Below are 26053 nucleotides of genomic sequence, written 5' to 3' on the forward strand. Positions count from 1 at the left end.
CGCCCGGGCTTCGCACGACCCTCGCACAAGCCTGACGCCCGGCGCGCCCGGCCTACTCCCCGGCCTCCCCGGACGCCTGGCGCCCCTCCTGCACGGGGAACTCCACGCGGACGGTCGTGCCACGGCCCGGCGCGCTCTCGAGGGCGATGGTGGCGCCGTGCACCTTGGCAGCATGCTTCACGATGGCGAGTCCCAGGCCGGTCCCGCCGTTCGCGCGCGAGCGGCTCTTGTGGACGCGGTAGAAGCGCTCGAAGACCTTCTCCTGGTCCTCCTTGGCGATGCCGACGCCCGTGTCGCTCACGACCACGTAGGGCCGGCCGCTCCCGGCGTCCACCCCGGTCCCCACGCGCACCGAGCCGCCGCTCACGTTGTACCTGATCGCGTTCTCCACGAGGTTGCCCACGAGCTCGTCGACGAGGCCCACGTAGCCCAGGACCTCGGCGCGCTCCGCCGTCACGTAGACGATCACGTGGGCGCGGCGGGCCCTTTCCGCCAGCCGGTCGCAGACGTCCCTCGCGACGAGCCCCAGGTCGCACGTCTGCCTGCTGCCGAGCAGGACCGTGTCGCGCGAGCGCTCCGACTCGTCGAGCTTGGAGAGGGTCAGGATGTCCGAGACGAGCGCGGAGAGCCGCTGGGCGTCGCCGTGGATGCGCCCTGCGAAGTCCGCCATGTCCTCGGGGCGCACGATGCCGTCGCGCATGAGCTCCGAGGCGCCCATGATGGAGGCGATCGGGGTCTTGAGCTCGTGCGTCACGTTGGCCGTGAACTCGCGCCTGATGGCGTCGTCGTTTCTCAGCTGCTCCATCTGCTCCTCGAGCTGGCCCTGCTGCGCCTTCAGGCGCGCCACGAGCGGCTCGAGCTCGCGGTAGGGGGCCTGCGCGTCGGGCTCGTTGGGGTCGATCTGCAGGATCGGCCTCACGAGGCCCTCGGCCATGCGCCGCGAGACGAACCAGCTCGCGACCACGAGCGCCACGAGCACGAGGAGGCCCCACTCGAGCGAGTCGCGCAGCAGGGCGAAGGTGGCGGCCGTGTCCTCGGAGAGGCGGATGACGGAGCCGTCGTCGAGCCTGATGGCCTCGTAGATGGAGACGACGCCGACGGACTCGCTCCTGCGCTCCGCCGAGCCCGAGCCGTCGCGCAGGGCCTCCTCGAACTCGGGGCGCCCGGCGTGGCTCTCGAGCGTCGCGCTGTCCGCCTCGCTGTCGTACAGGACGCTGCCGTCCGCGGCGATCAGCGTCGCCCGGTTGTCGCTCAGGTTCATCTGCGCGAGCGTTGCGACCTTATCGTCCGTCCCGTCGAGCTGGGTCGCTACGGCCAGGCAGTCGTACCTCAGCCGCGCGTGCTCGTCGTGAAGGACCATCTCCCTGAACGCCACCGTGAGGGCGACCGTCACCAGCACGCCCGCGAGCACGCCGATGACGGAGAGTCCCCGGAAGATCCTCTTCTGGAGGGATTTCGGCCTCTCGGGCGGCATCCGGAAGACCTAGCCCCTCATGCGGTAGCCGACGCCGCGAACCGTCTCTATGAGGTCCGCGTGCTCGCCCAGCTTGGCCCGGATCTGCTGCACGTGCACGTCCACCGTGCGCGAGCCGCCGTCGAAGTCCCAGCCCCAGACGCGCTGCAGCAGCACCTCCCGGCTGAACACCTCGCCGGGCGAGCGCATGAGGAACTCGAGCAGGTCGAACTCCCTCATCGTGAGCTGCAGCTCCTCGCCCTCGAGCGTCACCTCGCGCCGGCTCGGCCACAGCTCGACGGGCCCCACGGAGAGGACCTTCGAGGCACGCTCCGCGCCGGTCGCCTGCGAGCGGCGGAGAAGGACGCGCACGCGCGAGACCATCTCCATCATGCCGAAGGGCTTCGCGAGGTAGTCGTCCGCGCCGCTGTCCAGGGCGCGGACGGTGTCGAGCTCGGTGTCCTTCGCGGTGAGCATCATGACCGGGACCCTGGAGAGCCCCGGGGTCGCGCGGATGCGGCCCAAGATCTTGAGGCCGTCGGTGCCCGGGAGCATGATGTCGAGGAGGACGGCGTCGGGCGCCTGCCTCTCGCACGCGGCGCGGAACTCCGCGTCGTCGCACAGGCCCTCGGCCTTGATCCCCGCCTGCGTCAGCGCGTAGACGGTGAGGTCGCGCAGGTTGTCGTCGTCCTCGACGTAGTAGACCACAGCTATGCCATCTCCCCCATGGACCTTCCGCGGTACTCGCCGGTGGCCCTGAAGACGGCCCAGTCGGCGATGCCCTGGGCGTGGTCGCCCATGCGCTCATAGTACTTCGCCACGGTGAGGAGCTCGGGCGCGATCGTCGCGGGCTCGGAACCGGAGCGCAGCATCTCGACGACCCTCGAGCGCACGGACTCGAAGAGGTCGTCGACCTTGTCGTCCATCGGGAAGACGGAGTTGGCGACGTCGACGTCGGAGTCCCTGAAGGCCTCGGTGGCCTTCTCGGCCATCGAGGCGGCACGCTGGGACATGTCGCCGAGGATGCGGGCGATCCCGTCGTCGATGGTGAGGTCGAACTCGCCGGCGAGCAGCGCGATCTCGTAGGCCATCTCGTCGATGCGGGCGAGGTCTCCCACCACGCGGAAGGTGGAGGTGACGAACCTCAGGTCGCCGGCGAGCGGGGACTGGAGCAGCATGATGTTCATGCAGGCGTCCTCGATCGAGCGGTGCAGGCGCTCGGAGGCGTGGTGGCCGCTCACGACCTCCTCGGCGGCCTCGGAGTTGCCCTCGGCGATCGCGAAGCCGGTGTCGCGCACGTCGTCCACCACGGCGGCGGAGAGGGCGTTGACGTGGCCGACGAGCTGGTCGAGCTGGCGCAGATAGTTGGTCCTTGTCCTCATTATCCAAACCTTCCCGTGAGGTAGTCTTCGGTCCTCTTCTCCCTGGGCGCCGAGAAGAGCTGCGCCGTCGGCGCGTACTCGACAAGCTCGCCGAGGTAGAAGAAGGCGGTCATGTCCGACACGCGCGTCGCCTGCTGCATGTTGTGCGTCACGATGACGACCGTGTGCGTTCCCGAGATCTTCGTTACGAGCTCCTCGACCATGCCCGTCGAGATGGGGTCGAGCGCGGAGGTCGGCTCGTCCATCAGGATGACGTCGGGGTCCATGGCCATCGCGCGCGCTATGCACAGGCGCTGCGCCTGGCCGCCGGACAGGGCGAGGCCGGACTCGGAGAGCTTGTCTCTGACCTCGTCCCACAGGCCCACCTCGGTGAGCGTGCGTTCGACGACCTCGTCCAGCTCGGACCTCTTGTTGCGGCCCTGGCGCCTCATGCCGTAGGTGACGTTGTCGTAGATGGAGAGCGGAAAGGGGTTGGGCCGCTGGAAGACCATGCCGACGCGCCTGCGCAGGGAGTAGACGTCGCAGTCGGTGACGTCCTCCTCGCCCAGGAGGATCCTCCCCTCGACGCGGCAGCCCTGGACGCGGTCGTTCATGCGGTTCAGGCAGCGCAGGAGCGTCGACTTGCCGCAGCCCGAGGGGCCGATGAGGGCCGTGACCTTGCCCTCCGGGGCCCCGAGCGTGATGTCGTGCAGGGCCTGGTGGTCCCCGTACCAGAGGTTGAGGTTCTCAACCGACATGCCGAGCGCCATTATCCGAACCTCCCCGTGAGGTAGTCCTCGAGCCTCTGGTCCTTCGGGCGCTCGAAGACGTCTGCGGTGGGCCCGCACTCGACCATCTCGCCGAGGAGGAAGAACGCCGTCCTGTCCGCCACGCGGCCCGCCTGCTCCATGTTGTGGGTGACTATGACGACGCAGATCCCGTGCGACGCCATGTCGCGGATCGTCTCCTCGATCGAGAAGGTCGCGATGGGGTCGAGGGCGGAGCAGGGCTCGTCCATGAGGACCACGTCCGGCCTCATGGCCAGGGTGCGCGCGATGCAGAGGCGCTGCTGCTGGCCGCCTGAGAGGGCGTAGGCCGAATCGTCGAGCTTGTCCTTGACCTCGTCCCAGATCGCCGCGGCCCGCAGGCTCTTCTCCACCAGGGCGTCGAGCCTCGCCCTGTCGGTGAGGCCGTGGCGCCTGGGCGCGAAGGCGACGTTCTCGTAGACGGACTTGCGGAAGGGGTTCGGCTGCTGGAACACCATGCCGATATGCTTGCGCAGGTCGTAGGTGTCCGTCTGGTCGTTGTTGACCTCTCGCCCGTGGTAGTAGACGTCGCCGCCGATCCTGCACCCCTCGATCTCCCGGTTCATGAGGTTGATGGAGCGCAGGTAGGTCGACTTCCCGCAGCCCGAGGGACCGATGAGCGCCGTGACGGTGCCGGCGCCGAAGTCGAGCGAGGTCTCCTTGAGCGCGCGCCTGTTGCCGTAGTCGACCGTCACGTCACGCGTCGCGAGGAGCGCGTCCTCGGGGGGCGTCGCCGCTCCCGTCATGCTCTCGTTGCTCACTCTGCCGTCATCCTCCTCTCGAGGGCGCGGCCTACGATGCGCGCTAGGACGTTGAAGACCAGGATGCAGATCATGAGGACGGCGGCGGTGCCGGCGGACACGGCCGCCAGGTCGGGCACGACGCCCTCGGAGTTGATCTTCCAGATGTGGACCGCAAGGGTCTCCGCGGGCCGCATCACGTTGAGCGGGTTGGCCAGGCTGGTGATGGGGGCGGCCCAGGAGAGCGCCGGTGCGGACTGGCCGGCCGTGTAGATCAGGGCCGCGGCCTCGCCGAAGACGCGGCCGGCAGAGAGGATGACGCCGGTCACGATGGCGGGCATGGCGCGGGGCACGAGGATGTGGACCGTGGCCTCCCAGCGGGTGAGGCCGAGGGCGAGCGCCGCGTCGCGCTGGTCCCGGGGGACCGCCTCGAGCGCCTGCTGGATGGTGCGGACCAGGATCGGGATGTTGAACATCGTGAGGGTGAGGGCGCCGGAGAGAATCGAGAAGCCCCAGCCCATGCCGAGCACGAAGGTCAGCATGCCGAAGAGGCCGACGACGATCGACGGCAGCGAGGAGAGGGTCTCGATGGCCGTCTTCGCCACGGAGGTGACGGGGCCGGAGGGCGCGTACTGCGTCAGGAAGATGGCGCCGCCGAGGGAGATGGGCAGCGAGATGAGGAGGGTGAGGACGAGCAGGTAGAAGGAGTTGAAGAGCTCGGGGCCGATGCCGCCGCCCTCCTTGAACTGCTCGGGCTTGGCCGTGAGGAAGTGCGGGTCGAGCGCCTTGCCGATGCCGGAGACCACGACGTAGCCGATGGTCGCCACGAGCAGCGCGATGATCGCGATCACGATGGCCCAGAGCACGACCGTGGCGACGTGGTCCCAGGCACGGGCACGCCTGACGACGCCCTCGGCGCCGGCCCGCCTTGCGTCAGCGCTAGCCATTGGCGCGCGCCCCCTTCCTTCCGACGAGGTGGACGACCAGGATGAACACGAGCGACATGGCGAGAAGCACCAGCGCGAGCGACCAGAGGACGTCGCTGTAGACGGTGCCCATGGTCTCGTTGCCCATGCTCATGGTCAGGACGGAGGTCAGCGTGGCGGCGGGCGTCACGAGGCCCCTCGGCATCTGCGCCGCGTTGCCCACGACCATCTGCACCGCCAGCGCCTCGCCGAAGGCTCGGGTCATGCCCATGATCACGGCTGTCAGGATGCCCGGGAGCGCGGAGGGCAGGACGACGTGGACGATCGTCTGCCAGCGGGTGCAGCCCAGGCCGTAGGAGCCGTCGCGGTAGGAGTCGGGCACGGCCGCGATCGCGTCGGTGGCGAGCGAGGTCACCGTCGGCAGGATCATGAAGGCGAGCACGATGGAGCCGGCAAGGATGCCGTAGCCCGTGGTGCCTGACCAGCCGCGCACCCAAGCCACCACGATCTCCAGGCCGACGAGGCCGAAGACGACCGAGGGGATGCCCGTCAGGAGCTCGACCATCGGCCGGAAGACCCTGCTGCCGAAGGTCGGCGAGATCTCCACGACGAAGACCGCGGCGCCGAGGGCGAAGGGCAGCGAGATCAGGCAGGACAGGAGGGTGACGGCGAACGAGCCGCAGATCATGGGCAGGGCGCCCACGAGAGGCTCGCCCGCCTCGGAGGCCTGGTGCGGGTTCCACGTCGTTCCCAGGAAGAAGGACGCCGGGGACACGCCGTCAGAGAGAAACGTCGAGAGTCCGCGCGAGCAGACCATGTAGATGAGCGTGGCGACGACCACGACTACGAAGAGCACGCATGCGCCGGTCAGAATCTGACCCTTGCGCTCCACGCGCCGCTTGGGCTTGATGTTCGTGTCGAACAGGGTCTCGCCTGGGCCCTTGGTCCCCGCAGATGCCTGGGACGCCTGCTGCACGTTCACCGCCCCCTCACCGTTTGACAAGAGCTACTCCTTAGGGTGTGCCGACTAGAGCTTGGTGACGTTGCCGGAGGCGTCGCGGGAGACCTTCATGCCCGTGACGGGGATGTAACCGGTCTGCTCGACCAGCGAGCCCTGGACGTCGTCGGAGAGCATGTAGTCGATGAACGCCTGGGTGGCGGCGTCGGGGCTGGCGGCGGTGTACATGTGCTCGTAGGCCCAGATGGTCCAGGAGTTGTCCTCCACGTTCGCCTCCTCGGGCTTGACGCCGCCGACGGAGAGGGGCTTGAAGGAGTCGGAGAAGTAGGAGAACGCGAGGTAGGAGATGGAACCGGGGGTCTCGGCGACCATCTTGGCGACGGTGCCCGAGGAGTCCTGCTCCTGCGGCTTGAAGCTCTCGGGGACCTTGGTGTCGCCCAGGACGGCGCTCTCGAAGGTGGCACGGGTGCCGGAGCCGGAGGCACGGTTGATGACGGTGATAGCGAGGTCCTGGCCACCGACCTGGCTCCAGTTGGTGATGGCGCCCGTGAAGATGCCCTTCAGGTCCTCGAGGGAGATGTCGTCGACGGAGACCTCGGAGTGGACGATCGGGCCCATGCCCACGACGGCGACCTTGTTGTCCTTGAGCTTGGATACGGCCGAGGCGTCGTCGAGCTTCTCCTCGGCGAAGACGTCGGAGTTGCCGATCTGGACCGCGCCCTGGGCGATCTGCGTGATGCCCTGGCCGGAGCCGCCGCCCTGGACCGTGATCTGGACGCCGGGATGGTCGTTGGTGTACTGCTCGGCCGCAGCCTCGACGAGGGGCTGGAGCGCGGTGGAGCCGACGGCGGTGATGGTGCCGCTCTCGGCCGCGCTGTCGGTGGAGGCAGTGGAGGCGGAGGAGCCGCCGCAGCCGACGAGACCGAGGCCCGCGAGGGTCACGCCGGAGGCGCCCACGAGCTTGAGGAACTGGCGACGATCGAGCGAGGAGTGCATGAGGTCCCCTTCTCTTGCATGGAAGACCGCCCGTGGCGGGCGGTCTCTTTCAGGATCCATGCTAGGAAGGGGGAGCGGCGCCACCGGCGTCGCTCCCCCTTCATTACTGACCTCTGACTGCGGCTTACACGCGGCTTACAAACGCCTGCCCCAGAGCGGGCGGCGCCTGGCGCGGCCCCGCTAGGCGCCGGGCCCTCCGGAGCCCCCGGGCCCCTCCTCAAGCAGGCCGAAGAGGGAGCGCCAGGTGTCCGCGTCCTGGGCGCCGCGCATCACGTACTCGTCGTCCACCCTGAAGAAGGGCACCTTGCCCTCGCCCCCGTCGAGGTGGTTCTGCCGGTAGGCGTCCTCGAGCTCGCCCGCGTAGGCGGGGTTCGCGTACGCCTCTGCCACGAGGGAGCGCGGCAGGCCGCAGGCGTCCGTCACGTGCACGATCTCGGGCAGGAGGCTGATGTTTCTCCCCTTGAGCATGTAGGCGTCCCACAGCGGGTCGAGGACGCGGCCGAGCTGCCCCGCCTCCTTCGCGCATTGGAGAAGGACCAGCGCCAGGTAGGTGTTGGCGAACTGCTTCTCGCGGTTGAACGCGACCCCGTAGGGCGCGCCGAGCGCGTCCAGGTCGTCGTAGAAGCGCCCCGGGAAGTGGAGGTGCCTCGTCATGGGCATGCCCTCCTCGGGCACGTCGGGGTGTATCTCCATGAGGCGGTAGTCGACGTCGAAGTCGTACTCGCCCCTCAGCGTCTCGAGCACGCGGTGCGCGAGGTAGCACCACTCGCAGATGACGTCCAGGTACATGATTACGTGGTGGCGCGGCCGGCACGCGTCGCCCGGCTCCCCCGCGCCCTTCGCTTGCTCCCCTGCCATCCGCGTCTCCCTCCCGTCGGCGTACGGGCGCCGGCGCGACATGGGGGCGGGGCGGCGCCGGATGCGCCGCCCCGCGCGGGCCCGGCGGCCAGTGGGGCCGCCAGGCGCCTCCCTAGTCCTCGATTATGGCCGTCTGGCCCTCGGGGGGCATCTCCTCGAGCATGTCGAGCGCCTTGAGCGCACGGTCGTGGCGGTACTTCTCCTCCGCCGCCTTCGGCAGCGTGGGGTCGCCGAAGACGTGAAGGACCGAGTTGCCGCGCATGATGCGGTTGGCGCCGATTCCCTCGGCGATCTTGGTCAGGTTGGTAACCTGCACCACGGGGATGCCGGCGCGCTGGATCTCCTTCGTTATCACGGAACCTCCGCGAGACGAGGTGCCTCAAGTGGAGGTCTCGATCACGGCGTCGACGCCCTCCTCCTTGAGCTTCTTCGCGATGCCCTCCCCGAAGCTCTTGCACTTCTCCATCGGCGTCATGACGCCGGCAGTCGAGAAGAACGTGTCGTTGAGGGCGCCGACCTTGCCCTCGGAGACCAGCTCGCGCACGGCGTCCACGGGCACCAGGCGGTTGGGGTCCTTGAGCACGAAGGAGTTGTCGTAGCCCTGGTGCGAGACCTCCCAGTCCGCGGGGTCGAGGGTGTCCATGCCCTTGATCGAGTACTCCTTGAAGGCGCGGGAGTTGGTAGGCGGCTGCTTGTCGGGGTTGCCCTTGGGCACGAGGCCGCCGTCGGTGACCAGCGCGACCTTGCACTGGGAGAGCGGCTTGTCGAGCTTGGGCACCGGGATCTGCTCGTGGTTGGGCATGACGACCTCGGTGTGGAAGGGCTTGCCCAGATACTTGGCGAGCAGCATGTCGATGCCACGCTTGGCCGAGGGGACGGAGTAGTCGATCTTCGGCGCGGGACCCGAGCCGTGATAGCCCTCGGTGCGCCCGTCCTTGATCGTGTCGCCCTCCACGAGCCTCTTGGCGAAGGCGGCGAGCGTCTTCATCATCTTGCGCATGTGGGCGGCGTTGTTGTCGCTCTCCAGGATGTAGCCGCGGTTCTTGTAGAGCTCCGTGCCGGGGTTCTCGGCATAGAGCGCCGTGACGGCGGGGATGTCGAGCTTCTCGGTTACGGCCGCCACGGTGGAGCCGCAGCCCAGGCCGTAGCGTCCGGCGTTGAAGCCGGGACCCGCCACGAACAGGTCGGCCTTCGCGTCCCTTACCGCGTCCACCACCTCAGGGAGGATCTCGTCGGGCTTCTCGGCGATGGTGTTGTCCCCACAGACGATGGTCTCCACGACCTCGTAGTCGTCACCGAGGCACTTCGCGAGCAGGGTGCCCGGACCCATCGGGCCGGGGTGCACGGAGAGTCCCACGCTGGCGGTGTCCTCGCCGCCCATGCCGGCGTAGAACTGGTTGATGTAGTGGACCACGCGCTTCTTTTCCATCTCCTACTCCCCCTCTCCGGGCCTCTTGATGTCCGCGTCCGTCGTGAAGTAGTTCTGGCCGAGCTGCGACCAGATCCCCTGGTAGCAGAAGTTGGTCGTGTGGTCGAAGGGGCCCCAGGGGTCCACGTTGATGAGACAGGGGACGTTGGTCTTCTCGCCTATGAGGGTCTTCACCCTCGGGTGGTGCAGCGTCCAGTTGCGGCCGGAGTTGACGACGGCATCGACCTTGGGGTCGGAGACGACCAGCATGTCGCCCGGCTCGTCGTTGGAGACGGCCGAGAAGTTCACCGCCGCCGGCATGCCGAACTTCTGGCACCAGTTGAACACGAAGGTGGAGTCGAGCTGGCAGTGGCCCATGCCCGACTTGTTGACCATCACGCAGTCCGCGCCGAGGGTCTCCTTGGCGAGCGTCGCGGCGATCATGCTCATGGCATCCTTGCCCGTGATCTTCATGACGTTGTTGGCGAAGACGACGCCCGCGAAGTCCAGGTCCTTGCCGTTGCGCTCGAGGAGCTCCTCGATGTAGCACTCCTCCTGCAGGTAGTAGTTGGGCTCCCAGTAGCGCCAGATCATCGCACCGTCGAGGATCTCGGTCGGCTGCACCACGATCGGCAGGAAGTTGATCGCGCTCTGCCCGTAGTAGAAGAAGTTCCACGAGTCGTTCGAGGCCATCTGCGTCACCACGTAGGCCACGCGCGGCAGGTGCCGCTCGGGGTCGACGGGCTTGTTCTCGAAGACCTTGGTCTCGTCGGGCTTGACGCCGATGGCGAGCTTGGCCAGCCACACGTTGAGGCTGAGCGACGCCTGCTTGAGCGCGATGGTGTAGCTGAGGTCCGAGACGCCCTCCCCCACCGTCGCGTCGAGGCAAATGTTGATGTGGCGCGTGAAGTTGGAGTACTTGGCGCACTCGCCGCCCATGTCCATGTAGTACTTGATGTTGCACTTGGCGTAGTAGATGTCGGAGATGACAACGCCCTTGAGCGCCACCGTCCTGCCTTCACCTGCCGGCGCGAGCTTGCCCCACATGCCGGGGTAGGACTCCTCGGGATGGTCCGCCTTGCAGCGCGGCTGCATGATGTCGTGCACGCCCAGGATGCGCGTGTCGTCTCCCGGCTTCGCGATCTTGAGGTCCACCGACCCGAACAGGTCGCTCTGGACGACCTTCAGCGCCTCCTCCTTGTTGATGGTGAGGATACCGTCCCTAAGGCTGGTCTCCTCGCCGAAGTTCACGTCGCGCACGCGGACGTAGTCGACCTGGAGCCTCTTCGCCATAGCCCCTCACTCCTTCCCTGTCTGACGTCCTTGCGCCATGCGCAAGGCTTCTGCCTTTACGGTTGTTATAAGAGCGCCCTCACCCCACGGCATCCCTCAGTGGGTGGATATTGGGCCGTCGGTTATTGGGAGAATCGCAAATCGCGATGAGCGTTCCCCAGGCGGGAACCCCTGTCGGGAGCGCGCCCGTCGGGGCGCGCCTCGACCCCCAGGAGGGGAGAAGCCCCTCGGGGGATTGGCAGCGGGGGCACGCCACCTGCGGCGTGCCCCCGCACCACTGGCCTGCCGGGCGGGGACGCAACCCCTCGACCGAGGCCCCAGTCGTAGGTGCGCGGCGCTTCGCCTACTCGGCGTCCGCCTCCGTGCCCTCGACCATGTCCTTGACCCACGGGCGACGCAGGTCGTAGCGGAACAGGTCCTCGAACTCGTGGTCGAGGACGGCCTGGAAGGCCTTGGTGTAGTCCGACTCGTCGTTGTCGAGGTCACCGTAGAGCGAGTTCATCGAGAGGGCGAGGTGGTTGGTGCCTCCCCAGGCGTGGCACTCGTTGTAGACGCCGGCATGAGAGAGGGTGTCGCAGTAGTGGAGGGCGGCGGACAGCCCCGTGTCCTCGGTCATTGCGTGGATGAAGACGGGCGAGAGGCCCACGCACTCCTCGGGGGTCGCACGGCCGGGCATGGCCTCGGGCGGCACGTGGGAGGAGCCGCAGAGGTCGCCCAGGTACTGACGGGCGGAGAGGGCGGCGGAGCCGTTGCCCCAGAACACGCTCTCGACCTTGCTCGAGTAGTACATCGGGCGGTCGTCGATGATCGGCGCCCAGACCACGGAGCCGCGGCAGGTGATGCCGTGCTTCTTGAGCCGGTGCGGCAGGGCGAGCGAGAGGTGGCCGCCCGAGCTGTTGCCGTGCAGGACGATCTTGTCGGGGTTGATGTTGAGCTCCTCGGCGTGCTCCTGCAGGCACAGGAACGCGGCGAAGCAGTCGTTGAGCGCGGCGGGGTAGGGAGCGTCGATGACCGTGCGGTACTCGAAGGTCGCAACGGGCACGCCGTAGCGGTTCGCGAAGACCTCGGTCGGGCTCGTGGCGCCCATGCACAGGCACAGGCCGCCGCCCGGGATGATCAGAATCGCGGAGTTCTTCCTCTTGGTGCGCGGCTTCTTGGGGATGCTCACCGTGAGCTTGAAGACCGGCGCGTCGGGCTCCTCGGGGCAGCCGTGGACGTCGAAGTACCTGGTGTACTCGGGGTCCATCGGAGGGATGAGGGCGTTCAGCTGCTCGTTGGTGTCATCGGCCCACTTCTTGCGCTCCTCGTCGGACAGCTTGTCGTTCAGGCCCACCGAGGCGTAGCCGATGTCCCCTCCCATCTGCCCATACATGGTCTCCAGCTGGGGATGCGACCACTTGAGATCGTCGCGCCAGTCAAGCTTGTCAAGATCCATACGTCTGCCTCCCTAACCACAAACTGTTACAACACCAAATGCAAAGCAGGTCCGTCCAGGCCCGTTCCAGCCCATCGGTCGGTCGGCCTAGAGCGAGAAGACCTCAGGGTCGTCCAGCTCGACGCTGTCGTCGACGTCGTAGATGGACTCGACGCCCTCGGAGGCGGCGTCCATGCTCGCCTCGTCAGCCGCCTTCACGAAGAACTCGCTCTTCTTCACGTTGATCTTCGAGGCGTTCTTCTTCGCGTAGGTGTAGGCGTTGGCGATGGTCTCGGGGTGCGTGTCCTTGGGGATCACGAAGACGACCTTGTTCTCCTTCGCGTAGGCCTTCGCCTGGTCAGAGGCCTCGAAGGGCCCGACGACGATGTAGCAGGGGCGAGGGTTGGTCGGGACCATGGTCACCGTCGGGGGCGACGGGATCACGATCTGCTTCATCTCGCTTGCGGGGACGACGGCCACGCCATCGTCGAATTCGACGAGCTCGACATCGCTGACATCTGCCATGTTTCTTACACCCCTCACTGTCGAAACCAACTGTTGTAACACCACAAGTTCAGTGTATGGGGGAGCAAGCCCTACGGCCATAGCGCAGTTTGCGAATATCCGAGCCACTTTTCGCACTCTTGGAGGAATGCCGCCGACGGTCCGAAGACTTCCGCGGGCGGGGACGGATAAGGGCCTCGAGCAGCGCGTTCACTCGGTCCGGGCGTCCTCGGGGACCTCCTGGCCCTCCGCGTCGGCGACCGCGCTCGGGCCGCACAGGTACGCGTCGATGAGCATGGCCATGCGCAGCCGGTAGCGCACCCACGAGTCGGAGAGGTCGACGTCGAGGATCTTCTCGATCTTGTGGACCCTGTAGCGCAGCGTCGAGGGGTGCACGTAGATCTTCTGGGCGGTCTCGCGGCCGTTCTCCCCCATCTCGAGGTAGATGGAGAGGGTGTACATGAGCTCCGGGTCGTCGTGAATCGGCTCGAGGATGAGGTCCGCCTGGTGCCTGAGCTCCGTCTGTGGCAGGGAGAGGCAGAGCATCTCGAGGGCGTACTGGTCGTAGAAGACGGGGTTCGCGCTCCTGCCGATCCTGTTGACGAAGGCCCGCACCCGCGTGGCGTCGTAGAAGCTCTGCGCGAGGTCCTCGAGGAGGGCGGCCACGCTCCCCACGCTCACCTCCCAGCGGGTGTCGGGCACGGCCTGGCCCACGGCCGCCACGAGCTTGGCGACCATCTTGTGCCTGAGCCCCAGCGAGCAGCCGTGCGAGAAGGGCACGAAGGCCACGAGCGTGTCCTTTATGATGAACGTCAGGGGCCTGACCTGGTCGCAGGCCCCCTTGCGGACCACGATGGACTTGGCGACCATGAGGTGGTTCTCCACCTGGATGCGCAGGGCGGCCGCGCTCGGGCACGCCTCGAAGGTCACGCACATGTAGTCGCACGAGGAGGACCACCCGTAGTAGCTCGCCACGACCTCGTTGGGCCGGCGGCCCTGGGTCAGGCAGAGGTCCTTGAGCCAGTCCTCCTCGCGCTCCTCCTCGCTCACGTCGCCCGAGAGCGCGGTGGAGATGCGCCGCGTGAAGTTGATCAGGTTGGTGCCCGCGGGCATCTTGATGACGGGGAGCGCGTGCGCGGAGCACGCGTCGACGTTCTCCTTGCGCAGGAACTCGCGCGCCCCTATCACGATGATGCCGGAGACCTCGTAGGAGAAGCAGAACGAGAGCTCCTTCTCGAAGTCGTCGTCCTCCTGCATGCCCGTGAGCACCAGGAGGGTGCCGGGCATGATCCAGGTCTCGAAGTCGATGACCTTGTCGAGCACGCACCAGGTGATGGGGCGGTCGAGGCCCGCGGAGCCCGTGACCAGCTCCGCGTTCTTCATCAGGGGCATTCCCAGAAGCTCCTCGACGTTCATGCGAACGACCCCCTCTTCCCTCGTGCGCGCGAGAGTCCGTCGCCCGCAATCGACGGGCGATGAGCGATGCGCGGACATATCCAATTGGCGATTAATATTTTAGATACTAGAGTAACGGCCTTCGGATAGTCACCCCTCCGCAGGGCCGGCGGACGCGAGGGGCCGCAGCCGGCAGGTGCGCGCCGCGCCGGAAGGGGACGGGCCCCGGCGTCATGCCGGGGCCCGTCCCCTTCTCTCTGCCCTCCTTGTGCTCAGTCCAAGCGGAGCCGCCCGGCCCTCACGCCCTCAGAGGGCGAGCACCTCGGCCTTGTCGAGGTCCGCATCGAGCCGGGACACCAGGTGGTCCACCACCCGCTGCGCGGCCTCGAGCTCGCCCTCCGTCGCCATCACGCGCCAGCAGCCGTAGCGGATGTTGAGCGAGCGGCACTTGCGCTCCAGCCAGAGGTAGCTCTCCGCGACCTCCTCGGGGTCGTCGGAGAGGGGGCACACGATGGCGACCTTGTTGTCCTCGGCGTACGCCTCGAGCGCCTCGAGTCCCTTCCATCCCGGCCTCGCCACGCCGCCGCTTATGAGCAGTATCGCGTCGCGCGGGTGCACCTTCACCTGCACCATCGAGGGTGGGGAGGGTATGAAGACCTCCTTGGTGTCGCTCTCGGGGTCGATTAGGTACCCCAGGCCGTCCTGGTAGAGGCTGCACGTGACCATGGCTCGCTCCTTGCGGCCGCGCCCGGACCTGCCGGGCGCGGCCTCCCAGACGCTAGTCCTTCTCGTTGAACTCCTCGACCGTCCACGGACGACGGAGGTCGTACTGGAACATGTCGTCTAGCTCCTTCTCGTTAACGGCGTTGAAGAGCTGCGCGTACTTGGCATCGGGGTTGTCCTTGTCGATGATGTTGGCGGCGGTGCTCAGGGAGCAGTGCTGGCTGCCGCCCCAGGCGTGCAGCTCGCAGTAGACGCCGGCGGCGGTGAGCTTGCTCGTGTAGGCGCAGGCCTGATCAAAGCCGGAGTCGTTGATCATCGAGTGGATGAAGGTCGGCGGCAGCCCCACGCACTCCTCGACCGTGGCGCGCCCAGGGAAGGCCTCGGCGGGGACGTCGGCGGAGTCGGCGAGCTTGCCCAGGTACTGCCTGACCATGGCCGGCTGGTCGGAGCCGCCCCAGAAGGCGGAGTTGATGCGGACGGAGCGGTACTCGTCCATGATGCGGTCGTCTACGACCGGTACCCAGACCAGGCAGCCGCGCGGGGTGATGCCGCGCCTCTTGAGCCTGTGGCAGAGCGCGAGCGAGAGGTGGCCGCCCGAGCTGTTGCCGTGGATGACGATCTTGTTGGGGCTGATGTTGAGCTCCTCGGCGTGCTCGACGAGGAAGTTGTAGGCCGCCTCGCAGTCGTTCAGGGGCGCCGGGAACTGCGCACCCTCCGGAATCGTGCGGTACTTGAGCGTCGCGCAGGGTACGCCGAACCTGTCCGCCCAGGACTCGATCTGTGCCGTGAAGCGCAGGCAGACCGCCAGGGCACCGCCCGGGATGATGAGGATGCAGGGGCTGTTCCTGCGGAAGCGCCTCTTGCCCTTGGGTTGCGCCACGAGCAGCTTAACCGCCGGTGCGTCGGGCTCGTCGGCGCAGCCGGGGGCCTCGTACTCGGTCGTGCGCGACCAGTCGTAGTCGGGTAGGAACTGCTTGAAGCCGTCCTCGCAGTGCTCGGCGTACTCCTTGCGCTGCTCGAGCGGAAGGTCCTCGTTGAGAAGGACCTCGGAGTACCCGACGGACTGGGCCATCATCTGGTAGCTCATCTCAAGCTCTGGGTGGGCCCACTTCACGTCGTCGCGGTTGCGGAACTTGTCAAGACCCATGGTGTGTCCTCTCCTAGAAGACCGTCACGTCATCCAGCTCTGCGTCGAGCTCGTCCTCGAGGTACTCCTTGAAGTCCTCGGCGAGGCCCTCGCAGTCCTTCGTCGCCCTGATGGATACCTCGTCCGCCTTCACATTGAGGTCGAGGTGCTCCTTCTCCACGTACTCGTACGTCTCGACCAGGCCGTCGACGTCGGTCGCGTACGGGCAGAGGAAGACGAGCTTGTTGTCGCCTGCGTACTGCTTGAGCTCCTCGAGCCCCTCATAGTCCGCCTTGACCTTGCCGCCCGTCACGTAGATCACGACCGGTCGCGGGTTGCACTTGACGGTCTGGAGGCCCAGGAGGATGACGGTGCGCTGCTTCGTGTCGCTCTCGGGGTCGACAGCATACCCGAGGCCGTCCTTGTACTCGTACGTCTCTACCTTCATCGCTCTCTCCTCTCGGACCGGGGACCAGCCCCGGTCGACCTCGCAGATGCTTGCGTCCGCACGGCGGGCGCCGGTCTCGGCCGGACGCCCGCCCCCCTCTTGCTAGGCCTCCTCGGCCTCGGTGCCGGCCTTGGGCTCGAGCCCGTACCTCTCGCACAGGCGCTTCTTGTAGTCCTCGAGGACCCAGGGCCTGCGCAGGTCGTACTTGTAGCAGTACTCGATCTCGTCGTCGTAGAGCTTGCCCACCATGTCGGAGTACTCCGTACGCTCGCCGCAGGCCTTGACCGTCGCCCACACCGAGTTGTTGTGGATTGCGCCGCCGTAGACGTGCAGCTCGGTGAAGCAGTGCGCCTTGATCAGCTTGCTGTAGAACTCGAGGTTGTGCAGGATGTCGGGGTCCATCTCGGACTGGTGCATGAAGGTCGGCGGGAAGCCGATGCAGTCCTCGACCGTCGCGTGGTTGGGCATGGCCTCCGGCCCGACGCGCACGGAGTTGAAGTTGCGCCCGAGGTACTGCATGAGGCCGTCATGCTGCTCGACGGAGTCCCAGATGCCCGTGTACCAGCCGTCGCCCTCCTTCTCGATGTCGTCGGTCTGCGCGGAGACCGTCACAATGCCGCGCGGGCTGTAGCCGTAGCGCTTGAGGCGGAAGGCGGTGGAGAGAGCGAGGTGGCCACCGGAGGAGGAGCCGGAGAGCACGACCTTGTTGGGGTGGATCTTGAGCTCGTCGGCGTGCTCGATCATCCACGCGTAGCCGGCGTGCAGGTCGTTGATGGCCGCGGGGTACTTGGCCTGCCAGGACAGGCGGTAGATGACGGCGACGCCGATGCACTTGTGCTTCTCGCACAGCTCCTCGATGGGGTAGGAGTTGGGGTTGATGGCGTAGATGCCGCCGCCGATGACGTAGAACATCGCGCGGTTCTTGCGCGGACGCGCGTTCTTGGGGGTGTAGACGAGGACCTGCGCCTGCGTCTCGGGCTCCTCGGGGCAACCGGGGACGTAGTACTCCTTGATGTCGCAGGTGTGCTCCGCGGCCCAAAACTGGTCGAAGTAGGCCTTCTGACGCTCGTTGCCGAGCTTGAGCTTGTCCTCATCGGAGATGCACGGATCGTACATCGCGATGGAGCTCGCGTTGAGCTCGGGGTCCACGTACCAGAGCTCGGCGCCCTCGGGATGGGCCCACTTGGGGTCGTTGAGGTCGAGGATGCGATCGGGCTCGACGATCAGGCCCTTCTTGTGCGCCGTCTTCTCGAAGTTCCTTGCTGCCATGACGCTACCTCCTCCGTTCCCATGTGGTCCGGCCAGGTGGTCCGGAGCCACTTTTATGCCTGCGCTTGGCCACTAATATAATTGGATAGGAGAACGAAGCGCCTGCCCCTTTGCGGAAGAATCTATCCCATTTATTGCACACTTGCACGAAATGGGACGGACGGTTTCCGCTGGCAGATAACTAGGCGTTTTCCTGCGGTTTTCTTCTCGTCGAAACAATTACCCCGAGCGTGGGGAATCGCGCGGCGAGCGGCGCGGACAAGGACGCGCAGCCCTGGGGATCCGCGCGTGCAGGACGGGGCGACCGTTGTTGTAACAGAAAGCCCGCGCCAGCCACGAGCAGCTGGCGCGGGCCTCGTACCCCGAGTCCTCGCGGATGGACGCTGGTCGCCTAGCGGGCGAGCATCTCGGGCATGGGGTTGAAGCCGCTCAGGATGACCGCGCCGATCACCAGCATGACGATCGTGGCGTAGATCAGGCAGGGCCAGATGTTGACGCGCAAGATCTTGCCTTCGACGCCGTTGGTCCCGGTCGTGGCGCAGACGGAGACGATGTTGTTGACGCAGACCATGTTTCCGATGCCGCCGCCCATGGTCTGCAGGGCGATGATCAAGATCTGGGGGAGCCCCACGATGCTGGCCGTCTCGAATTGCAGGGACGCGAACAGCGTGTTTGAGACGGTGCAGGAGCCGGACATGAACGCCCCGAGCACGCCGATGAGCGGAGCGACGACGAAGTACGCGGAGGAGAAGACCGAGGCCAGGCCCGTCGCCATCATGTAGAGCATCGAGCTGTTCTTGAAGGTGTACTCGGCCGCCTCGCCCACGGTGGCGCCGATGGCGGCGGAGCTGGTGTAGCGGTAGATCTGCACCATGGCGACGCCGAAGAGCAGCGCGATGGCGGCGCCCTTAGCCTGCTTGAAGGAGTCCCTGACGGCGGTCGCGCACTCCTCGCCGCTCATGTGGTGCAGGAGCATGGTGAGGGCGGCGACGGGCACGAAGGGGAAGAGGCCCGGGTTGTAGAGCCAGGAGAACTTCCAGTTGGCGTTCTCGACGCCGAGGATGCCGGTCACGTTGGTAGTGAGCGCGGCGCTGTTGAAGAGGTCCTTGAGGCCGAAGGCGTTCAGGCGCGTGAGGACGAGCAGGACGCCGATGATCACGTAGGGGAGCCAGGCGAGCTTGGTGCTCATGCCCTTGGACTTGGTCTTGGAGACCTCGACGCTCGACTGCCAGCTCTTGTCGCCCCACTCCTCAACGCCCTCGAAGGTCCACTCGTCCTTGGGCATCAGGAAGCCCTTGCGCGCGGCGAGCATGAGGACGGGCAGCGCGGCGATGAAGCCGACCATGGAGACGAGCTCGGGCGTGCCGACGAAGATCGCCATGAACAGGTAGAAGCAGGCCACGACGGCAGCGCTGAACAGGCAGAACGGAAGGGCGGGCAGGGCGTCTTTGAAGCTGTGGTTGCGGCCATAGACCTTGCACAGGACGCACACGCCGATGAAGATGATGAACACGCCGCCGATCATGTTGGGGATGCAGACCCAGCGCGTGAGAAGGAACTGGAACTTGTCGAAGTCCCCGCCAGCCTGCACGACCTGGTCCTTCACGACGCTCGCGGCGGTGATGAGCGGGACGCCGACGGGGCCGGGGTTGACGGGCGTCGAGTTGTAGATGAGGCAGATCGTCGCAGCGGCGAGCGGCGGGAACCCGAGGCCCATGAGGATGGGCGCGCAGAGCGCGGCGGGCGTGCCGAAGCCGGAGGAGCCCTCCACGAAACCGGCGAAGACGAAGCCGATGAGGACGGCCTGGATGCGGGCGTCGCGCGTGATCGAGTTGAACATCGTGCTGATCGAGGCCATGGCGCCCGACTGCTTGAGCGTGTTCATGAGGAAGATCGCGCCGAAGATGATGAAGATCGTGGAGAGCGCGTTGAGGAAGCCCGCGAGCGTCTGGGCGAGGGCGCCCTGGAGGCTCATACCCCAGACGAGTACGCCCACGACGCAGGCGAGGAGCCACGCGGTGATGAGCGAGCGCGTCGCCGGTTGGTTGAAGAAGACCATCATCACGACGCAGGCCAGGATGGGCACTGCAGCTATCAAGGAGTACATGCGGGAGCCACCTTCCATCACGGGGGGATACGAAAAATCCTGTGATGTAACCGTAAGTGGTCAGGCTTTTCGCTTGTAGGCTCCGCGCATTCAAGTTCTGTTCGTTATTCACCCGAGAAATGCATTGATTTGAGTGATACACGATTGTATAATATAGGGTTGTTTATCGCACTTTGTTTTATAACCTGTGATTTCCATCCACTTGCGGAGGTATTGCTACCGCTTGGCTGGAGAGCCGCCCTTCCCAGCTTCCGGCGACCTCGCGAGGCGGCCCCGCGGGCAAGAGCCCGCGGGGCCGTCCGTTGCGGTTTCTGTTACTACAGCACGACCCCGTCGCACCTACAGGCCAACGAGCGCCTTCACGCCGATGAGGACGAGGACCGCGCCGCCGACGACCTCAGCCCTGTCGCCGAGCAGCTTGCCCAGCCTGCGGCCGGCGGCGATGCCCACGAGGCAGCAGACGAACGTCGTCGCGCCGATGATGCCCACGGCGACGGGCAGGTCGACCGTGGAGGCCCGGAAGCCGATGCCCACGGCGAAGGCGTCGATCGCGGTCGCGATGGCCTGCGCCACCAGCATCCTTATCGAGAGGCGCTCGGCCACGCACGCGGGGGCGTCCCCCTCGGGGCCACCCTCCCTGGACGCGGCGCCACCCGCGCCCCTGAGGGCACGCACGCCCTCGCGGACCATGTTGCCGCCGATGAGCCCCAAGATCACGAAGATGACCACGCTTGAGTAGCGCTCGATGAGCTCGGCCGCGACGCCGCCGGCCACGTAGCCCAAAGCGGGCATGAGCGCCTGGAAGGCGCCGAAGAAGACGGGCATCAGGAGCAGGCGCCTGTAGTCGCCGGCGTAGGCGAAGCAGTTCGAGATGGTGACGGCGAAGGCGTCCGCGGACAGCGCGAAGCCCAGCACGATCAGCTCGGCGATGGTCATGTCTCTCCCCTCCGCCCGACGTCCCCACGCCGGGCGCGCAATAGGGGGAGATGTTACACGCGGACGGGGCGCCGAGGCGCCCCGTCACTCACAACCCTCGCCCGTCACGAAAAAGCCATCACGTGGGGACCTAGATCTCCTTCTCCAGGAACGCCAGGGCGGCCTCGCGGACGGGACGGTAGTAGTCCTTCTCGGCCCACAGCGCATGCCCCGCGCCGCGGAACAGGTGGTACTCGGAGCCGGCGGGCAGGACGTCCAGGGCCGCCTTCGCCCTGTCCGGCTTGAGGTAGGCGTCGTTCGTGCCGGCCAGGTAGCAGGCGGGCGCGCTCAGCGACTTGACGTCGATGAGCCAGTCGTCGCCGGCCTCGAGGATGTCACGGTTGCCGCCGTTGGGACGGCCGTGGTCGAGGTCGTACTTGAACTCGCCGTCGAGCCAGATGCCCACGACCGGCCTCTCGCAGACCTCGTAGTCGATGTCCAGGCTGCTGCCGGGGACGTGCTGGAACACGCGGGTGCAGTAGGGGTAGTCGAGGGTGGTGAACGGCTCCGTCACGGGGGTCTTGCGGATGGTGCCGCCGAAGCACGGGCCAACCCACACCAGCCGGCGGATGAGGTCGGGACGCGCTATGTCGGCGCGCGACGAGGTGATGGAGCCCCAGGACCAGCCAAAGACGTCGGAGCTCGTGACGCCCATGAGCTCGTTGATCTTCTCGAGCGCGCAGATGATGTCTTTCGCCACGTTGTCGCTGTCGACGTCGAAGCCGTCCTCGTACTTGTCCGAGCGACCGTAGCCACCGATGTCGAAGCGCCAGACGTTGTAGCCGTTGCGCGCGAAGAACTTGGTGACCGAGTAGTCCTTGTAGTCGATGTCGTAGACGTGGCACGAGGACGTGAGGCCGTGGACGAGGAGGATGTTCCTCTCAGGGTCTGAGGCGGGGCAGCTGCACTTGCTGAAGTACAGCCTCTTGCCATTGTCCTTGCGCACAAGCTCCGGCTCCTCGTAGGTGTACCTCATGGAACGCTCCTTTCATCCGAAACCTTGAGATGCCTCTCGGCATCGTAGGAACTCTGGATGGTCGGCAGGAGGCTTGCCATGGACGAGGGGGCGGCATGCGCCGCGAGGTGGCAGAGCGGGTCCGCCTGGGCCGTCAGCCCGGATGCTATCACCTACGGGCTATGGAGCAGACGCCTTGGAGCTGACCGGTCATAAACGTCGCACCATTGGCGCGCCGACCGGCCAGTGGCGCGCCGGACGCGTGCTACGCTACGCTCGGATGCGCACGAGACGAGCGGGCGGGCCGGCGCCCGACCCAGGAGGCGGCCATGCACTGGCAACGAGCACGCAGGCACCTGGCGCGCACCAGCCTCGCCCTGGCCGGCTCCGCCCTCGCCTCCGGGCTCGCCGTCCTTCTCGCCCTGCAGCTCTCCGCCTGCGCGCCGACGGACCAGCTCGCGTCCCTCCCCTCGGCCGCGCCGGGCGCGCGCGAGTTCAACGTCGCCGTGCTCTACTACGACTACGACGACCCCTACGTGGGGTCAATCCGGACGGCGCTCTCCTCCGACCTCGCGCACGCCGGCGTCCCGTACGAGGAGTACGACGCCGGAAACAGCCAGTCGAACCAGGACCAGCAGGTGGACCAGGCCCTGCAGGGCGGCGCCAGCGTGCTCGTGGTCAACATCGTCACCAGCGGCAACGCCGAGGTCGCCGACAAGGTCTGCCTCAAGGCGGAGGCCGCCGGCGTCCCGGTCGTCTTCTTCAACCGCCCCGTCGAGGGCGAGGGCGACGAGGGCGCGATCCTCGACTACTACGATGACGTGGCGTTCGTGGGGACGGACCCCGAAGCCGCGGGCAGGCTCCAGGGCGAGCTGATCGGCACCTACCTCGTCGAGCACTACCAGGAGGTCGACCTCGACGGCGACGGGCGCATCTCCTACGCGCTCTTCAAGGGCGAGGCCGGCAACCCCGAGGCGATCTTCCGCACCAAGTACGCGGTCGAGCGCGCAGACGAGATCCTCGAGGCGAGCGGCAGGCCGGACCTCGTCTACTTCGACGAGAACAGCGTGGACCACTACCAGCTCGATCTCACCGGCTCGTGGTCGGCCGCCTCGGCGCACGACTACATGCGCGAGGACCTCCTCCGCCTCGGGCAGGGACGCGACGGCATGATTGAGCTCGTGATCGCCAACAACGACAGCATGGCGGCCGGAGCCATCAAGGCGCTGCAGGAGGTGGGCTACAACCTCGGCACGCCCGGCTCGACCACCATCCCCGTCTTTGGCGTGGACGCGAGCGCAACGGGACGCCAGCTCATCTCGCAGGGCGTCATGGCAGGCACCGTCTCGCAGGACCCCGACGAGACCGCGGCCTGCATGTGCAGCATGGTGCTGAACGCGCGGCGAGGGCAGGACCTTCTCGCCGGGCTCGACGCCTATCCCCGTGACGAGAAGGACGGGCTCTCGCGCGCGGTCTTCATCCCGTGCTCGATCTTCGAGCCGGAGCCCTCGGGGGAGGGCGTAGCGGACGCCGGGCCGGATGCGGCGGGCGCCTCCGCCGGCGCGGCCTCGTAGCCCACGGCGCCGCCGGCGCCGAGCTCGCGCAGGACCTCGTTCACCACGGCGCCGATCATCATGATGTAGCAGCTGAAGTACAGCCAGAACATCGCGAGGGTCAGGATCGTGAGGCTCCCGTAGGCGGAGAAGCCGTTGAAGCTCCGCACGTAGACGGCCAGGAAGAGCGAGAAGAAGTAGATGCCCAGCGCCGCGAAGAGGGCGCCCGGCAGCTGCCCCAGGTAGCGCAGCCTCCTGCGGGGCAGCACCTTGTAGAGCACGGAGAAGGCCAACGTCATCACGAGCACCGAGTAGACCGCACCGACGATGTCGGAGTAGGTGGAGAGCGGCAGGCCGCCCGGCCGGTACCGTATGAGGAAGGTGCGGACCGTGCGCCAGACGACGGTGCTCATCACCGCGAGCGCGAGCACGACGGCCAGCACGAAGGTGCACACGAGCGACCAGCCGCGCACGACGAACCAGTTGCGCGGCCTCGCCCTGGTGCAGATGACGTCGAGCCCCGCCGCCATGGCGTGCATGACCTTCGACGCGGCCCAGAGCATGGCGACCACCGTGAGGGGCACCAGGCCGTAGGAGGTGGTGAAGACCTCCTGCAGGATCGAGTGGACGGACGTGAGCAGGTAGGCGGGGAAGATCGTGTCCACCGCAAAGAGGATGTCCTCCTGGCTCACGGGCATGAGGCGGATGAGCTGCAGGAAGAGGATCGCGAAGGGGAACACCGACATGATGATGAAGAACGCGATCTGGGCCGCGAAGGCGCCGACCCTGTCCGCCGTGCACTTGGCCGCCACGCGCAGGCCGAAGTCGACGACGCCGGCGATCCCCGAGGGCGCGGAGCCGTCGCGCAGCCCGTCGGCGGGCGCACGCCTGGCGGCGCGCAGCGGCCCTCTCATATCACACCCCCTCGCAACGCAGGGGCGCCGGACGCGCCGGCGCCCCTCCCCTCCTACCAGCTCAGGAGCTCGTAGCCGTCCTCGGTCACGACGACCTGGACCTCCCACTGCGCGGAGGGCAGGCCGTCTATGGTCCGCACGATCCAGCCGTTGGACTTGTCCAGCGTGATGCCGGGCGCGCCCATGTTGACCATGGGTTCGATGGTGAAGCACAGCCCCGGGACGAGGATGGGGCCGGTGCCCTCCTCGGAGACGAAGCTCACGAACGGCTCCTCGTGGAACTCCTTGCCGATGCCGTGCCCGCCGTACTCCTCCACCACCGAGAAGCCCGCGTCGGTCGCGACCTTGTAGACGGCCGCGCCCACGTCGCCGAGGTGCCCCCACGGCCTGATCGCGGCCAGGCCGGCCTTCACGGACTCGCGGCAGGTCTCGACGAGGCGGCGCCACTCCGGGTCGACGTCACCGATGCAGTACATGCGGCTGGAGTCCGAGAAGTACCCGCCCTTGATGGTGGACATGTCGACGTTGATGATGTCGCCGTCCTTCAGCACGTCCTTCTCGTTGGGGAAGCCGTGGCAGATCACGTCGTTGATCGAGGTGCAGACGCTGTAGGGGTATCCCTCGAAGTTGAGGTCCGCGGAGACCGCGTCGTGGGCGGCCAGGTACTCGTTGACCCAGCCGTTGATGTCCATGGTAGAGACGCCCGCCGCGATGTGCTCCCCCACGTAGTCGAGAATGCCCGTATTGACCTCGGCGGACGCCTTGATGCCCGCGACGTCCTCGGCGCTCTTGTAGAGGCTGCGCGGCAGGACCTCCTCGCCGTCGTTCCAGAGCTTCTCGAGGCGCTCGTCGAAGGCGCTGTGGCACTTCTTGTACTTCCTGCCGCTGCCGCACCAGCACGGGTCGTTCCTGCCGGGGGTGGGCATGCCGTCATAGCTCATGGTTACCTCACTTCCGCGCGAGGCTCGCGCCAGGACGGTGCCGGGCGCCCGCGCGTCACAGATGGCTCTTACCACCGCTATGGTAGACCACATCGCCACCGCGAGCCGGGACCGGAGGCGCCGGGTCCGGCGTGCGCTGCGAAGCGCGTGGCTCCGTTGCGCGCCGTCCCCCCGGCGGGACCGGCCTAACCCGGGGCGAGTCGTTCCTACCTCGCCTCGGGCGAGCCGAACCTGGACCTCCCGAGGAGTCCGGTGACGACCAGGGCGACGACGCCGGCGACCGCTGCGACGACTCCGAGCGGCACGCAGACCGCCGCGCCGGCGAGGACGCCCACGACGCAGAGAAGGGCGCCGAAGACGAGGAGGTAGGCGCCCAGGCTGATCCTGCGCGCGTACCACCTCTGGCGCTCCAGGGCCGCGGCCTTGTCCGGGGAGACGTACGTGGGGGCTGGCTCCTGCTCGGGGGCAGATGCCGGCTGCGGCACCGGCCGGACCGCGGGGGCGGGCGCCTGCCGGGACGCGGGCTCCGGCGCGGGCGAGGTGCCCGCGCCGGAGGGGTCCGCGACGTCCGTCTTGAAGTGCCGCGCCCTTCTCGGTGCCTCCGTGGGGACCCGCCCGCCGCACCTCGGGCAGACGAGGTCCTCCTCGCCCTGGGACGCGGGCACGCTCTCGCCGCAGTTGGGGCAGGTGTATGTCGTAGTCATGCCTATCAGACCTTTGTGTTCGTGACCTGGGTGTTCTTTGGATCCGGACGCGTGGTCGCCGCACGACCGGCGCGGGGGGCGGGTCACGCGGACAGTCACGCGTTTTCGAGAGATGACCTTATCACGCCCACGCGACGCGTTCACCCCCATCTCTACCAGCACGCGGGCAGACAAGGCCACGTTGCGGTGCCCGAGCGCCTCTACGCCCGCATGGGACTCGGGATAT

At 67.2% G+C, this 26053-nt stretch carries 25 protein-coding genes and 1 pseudogene; 1 reads left to right on the forward strand and 25 read right to left on the reverse strand.

Annotated features, from left to right (window positions below; translation table 11 throughout):
• Positions 1 to 52: 52 nt before the first annotated feature.
• The 22 genes from VXJ25_RS02565 to VXJ25_RS02670 form a co-directional block, all read right to left on the reverse strand.
• On the reverse strand, positions 53 to 1474 hold the full coding sequence (locus VXJ25_RS02565; protein WP_330957652.1) for a sensor histidine kinase: 1422 nt from the start codon (positions 1472 to 1474) through the stop codon (positions 53 to 55).
• Between the two features lie 9 nt (positions 1475 to 1483).
• Entirely contained in the window at positions 1484 to 2161 is a 678-nt protein-coding gene (locus VXJ25_RS02570; RefSeq protein ID WP_330957653.1) for a response regulator transcription factor, read from the reverse strand.
• 2 nt (positions 2162 to 2163) lie between these two features.
• On the reverse strand, positions 2164 to 2835 hold the full coding sequence (phoU, locus tag VXJ25_RS02575) for a phosphate signaling complex protein PhoU (protein ID WP_330957654.1): 672 nt from the start codon (positions 2833 to 2835) through the stop codon (positions 2164 to 2166).
• Entirely contained in the window at positions 2835 to 3572 is a 738-nt protein-coding gene (gene pstB / locus VXJ25_RS02580; protein ID WP_330957655.1) for a phosphate ABC transporter ATP-binding protein PstB, read from the reverse strand. The genes phoU and pstB (VXJ25_RS02580) overlap by 1 nt, the downstream gene beginning before the upstream one ends.
• Before the next feature lie 11 nt (positions 3573 to 3583).
• On the reverse strand, positions 3584 to 4381 hold the full coding sequence (gene pstB / locus VXJ25_RS02585; RefSeq protein ID WP_330957656.1) for a phosphate ABC transporter ATP-binding protein PstB: 798 nt from the start codon (positions 4379 to 4381) through the stop codon (positions 3584 to 3586).
• Entirely contained in the window at positions 4378 to 5307 is a 930-nt protein-coding gene (gene pstA, locus VXJ25_RS02590; RefSeq protein WP_330957657.1) for a phosphate ABC transporter permease PstA, read from the reverse strand. The genes pstB (VXJ25_RS02585) and pstA overlap by 4 nt, the downstream gene beginning before the upstream one ends.
• Positions 5300 to 6289, reverse strand: a complete 990-nt coding sequence (gene pstC / locus VXJ25_RS02595) for a phosphate ABC transporter permease subunit PstC (protein ID WP_330957658.1) — start codon at positions 6287 to 6289, stop codon at positions 5300 to 5302. The genes pstA and pstC overlap by 8 nt, the downstream gene beginning before the upstream one ends.
• Positions 6290 to 6313: 24 nt before the next feature.
• The gene (locus tag VXJ25_RS02600) at positions 6314 to 7240 is read right to left on the reverse strand and encodes a phosphate ABC transporter substrate-binding protein PstS family protein (RefSeq protein WP_330957659.1); all 927 of its coding nucleotides are present in this window, start codon (positions 7238 to 7240) and stop codon (positions 6314 to 6316) included.
• Positions 7241 to 7420: 180 nt separating this feature from the next.
• Positions 7421 to 8098 carry a DsbA family oxidoreductase gene (locus VXJ25_RS02605; RefSeq protein WP_330957660.1) on the reverse strand — a complete coding sequence of 226 codons (678 nt, stop codon included), beginning with the start codon at positions 8096 to 8098 and terminating at the stop codon, positions 7421 to 7423.
• A 112-nt stretch (positions 8099 to 8210) separates the two neighbouring features.
• Positions 8211 to 8453 (reverse strand): hypothetical protein, encoded by a 243-nt coding sequence (locus tag VXJ25_RS02610; protein WP_330957661.1) that lies wholly within the window; start codon positions 8451 to 8453, stop codon positions 8211 to 8213.
• Positions 8454 to 8477: 24 nt separating this feature from the next.
• On the reverse strand, positions 8478 to 9527 hold the full coding sequence (locus VXJ25_RS02615; RefSeq protein WP_330957662.1) for a glycine/betaine/sarcosine/D-proline family reductase selenoprotein B: 1050 nt from the start codon (positions 9525 to 9527) through the stop codon (positions 8478 to 8480).
• A 3-nt stretch (positions 9528 to 9530) separates the two neighbouring features.
• Complete coding sequence (locus tag VXJ25_RS02620; RefSeq protein WP_330957663.1) at positions 9531 to 10799, reverse strand: glycine/sarcosine/betaine reductase component B subunit; 1269 nt, start codon at positions 10797 to 10799, stop codon at positions 9531 to 9533.
• A 343-nt stretch (positions 10800 to 11142) separates the two neighbouring features.
• Positions 11143 to 12234, reverse strand: coding sequence for an alpha/beta hydrolase (locus tag VXJ25_RS02625; RefSeq protein WP_330957664.1), 1092 nt, complete (start codon positions 12232 to 12234; stop codon positions 11143 to 11145).
• A gap of 87 nt (positions 12235 to 12321) precedes the next feature.
• Positions 12322 to 12738, reverse strand: a complete 417-nt coding sequence (locus tag VXJ25_RS02630; protein WP_330957665.1) for a hypothetical protein — start codon at positions 12736 to 12738, stop codon at positions 12322 to 12324.
• Positions 12739 to 12927: 189 nt separating this feature from the next.
• A complete protein-coding gene (locus tag VXJ25_RS02635; RefSeq protein ID WP_330957666.1) occupies positions 12928 to 14133 on the reverse strand; it encodes a PucR family transcriptional regulator in 1206 nt (401 codons plus the stop codon).
• Positions 14134 to 14418: 285 nt separating this feature from the next.
• Positions 14419 to 14838, reverse strand: a complete 420-nt coding sequence (locus VXJ25_RS02640; RefSeq protein ID WP_330957667.1) for a hypothetical protein — start codon at positions 14836 to 14838, stop codon at positions 14419 to 14421.
• A gap of 52 nt (positions 14839 to 14890) precedes the next feature.
• On the reverse strand, positions 14891 to 15982 hold the full coding sequence (locus VXJ25_RS02645; protein WP_330957668.1) for an alpha/beta hydrolase: 1092 nt from the start codon (positions 15980 to 15982) through the stop codon (positions 14891 to 14893).
• Positions 15983 to 15995: 13 nt separating this feature from the next.
• Complete coding sequence (locus tag VXJ25_RS02650) at positions 15996 to 16409, reverse strand: hypothetical protein (RefSeq protein WP_330957669.1); 414 nt, start codon at positions 16407 to 16409, stop codon at positions 15996 to 15998.
• A 102-nt stretch (positions 16410 to 16511) separates the two neighbouring features.
• On the reverse strand, positions 16512 to 17678 hold the full coding sequence (locus tag VXJ25_RS02655) for an alpha/beta hydrolase (RefSeq protein ID WP_330957670.1): 1167 nt from the start codon (positions 17676 to 17678) through the stop codon (positions 16512 to 16514).
• Positions 17679 to 18069: 391 nt separating this feature from the next.
• Positions 18070 to 19803 carry an L-lactate permease gene (locus VXJ25_RS02660; protein ID WP_330957671.1) on the reverse strand — a complete coding sequence of 578 codons (1734 nt, stop codon included), beginning with the start codon at positions 19801 to 19803 and terminating at the stop codon, positions 18070 to 18072.
• Between the two features lie 321 nt (positions 19804 to 20124).
• The gene (locus VXJ25_RS02665) at positions 20125 to 20721 is read right to left on the reverse strand and encodes a manganese efflux pump MntP (protein WP_330957672.1); all 597 of its coding nucleotides are present in this window, start codon (positions 20719 to 20721) and stop codon (positions 20125 to 20127) included.
• A 130-nt stretch (positions 20722 to 20851) separates the two neighbouring features.
• The gene (locus tag VXJ25_RS02670; protein WP_330957673.1) at positions 20852 to 21736 is read right to left on the reverse strand and encodes an alpha/beta fold hydrolase; all 885 of its coding nucleotides are present in this window, start codon (positions 21734 to 21736) and stop codon (positions 20852 to 20854) included.
• A 308-nt stretch (positions 21737 to 22044) separates the two neighbouring features.
• On the opposite strand from VXJ25_RS02670, the gene VXJ25_RS02675 reads away from it, so the two are divergent.
• Positions 22045 to 23289, forward strand: a complete 1245-nt coding sequence (locus tag VXJ25_RS02675) for a galactose ABC transporter substrate-binding protein (RefSeq protein ID WP_330957674.1) — start codon at positions 22045 to 22047, stop codon at positions 23287 to 23289.
• Positions 23290 to 23324: 35 nt separating this feature from the next.
• Here VXJ25_RS02675 and VXJ25_RS02680 read toward each other — a convergent pair.
• The 3 genes and pseudogenes from VXJ25_RS02680 to VXJ25_RS02690 form a co-directional block, all read right to left on the reverse strand.
• Positions 23325 to 24182: pseudogene (locus VXJ25_RS02680) on the reverse strand (YihY/virulence factor BrkB family protein); the annotation flags it as partial.
• 53 nt (positions 24183 to 24235) lie between these two features.
• A complete protein-coding gene (gene map / locus VXJ25_RS02685) occupies positions 24236 to 25123 on the reverse strand; it encodes a type I methionyl aminopeptidase (RefSeq protein WP_330957675.1) in 888 nt (295 codons plus the stop codon).
• Between the two features lie 206 nt (positions 25124 to 25329).
• Positions 25330 to 25827, reverse strand: coding sequence for a hypothetical protein (locus tag VXJ25_RS02690; RefSeq protein ID WP_330957676.1), 498 nt, complete (start codon positions 25825 to 25827; stop codon positions 25330 to 25332).
• Positions 25828 to 26053 lie beyond the last annotated feature (226 nt).

The sequence above is a fragment of the Olsenella absiana genome, from assembly GCF_036408855.1.
GTDB classification, from domain to species: Bacteria; Actinomycetota; Coriobacteriia; order Coriobacteriales; family Atopobiaceae; genus Olsenella_K; species Olsenella_K absiana.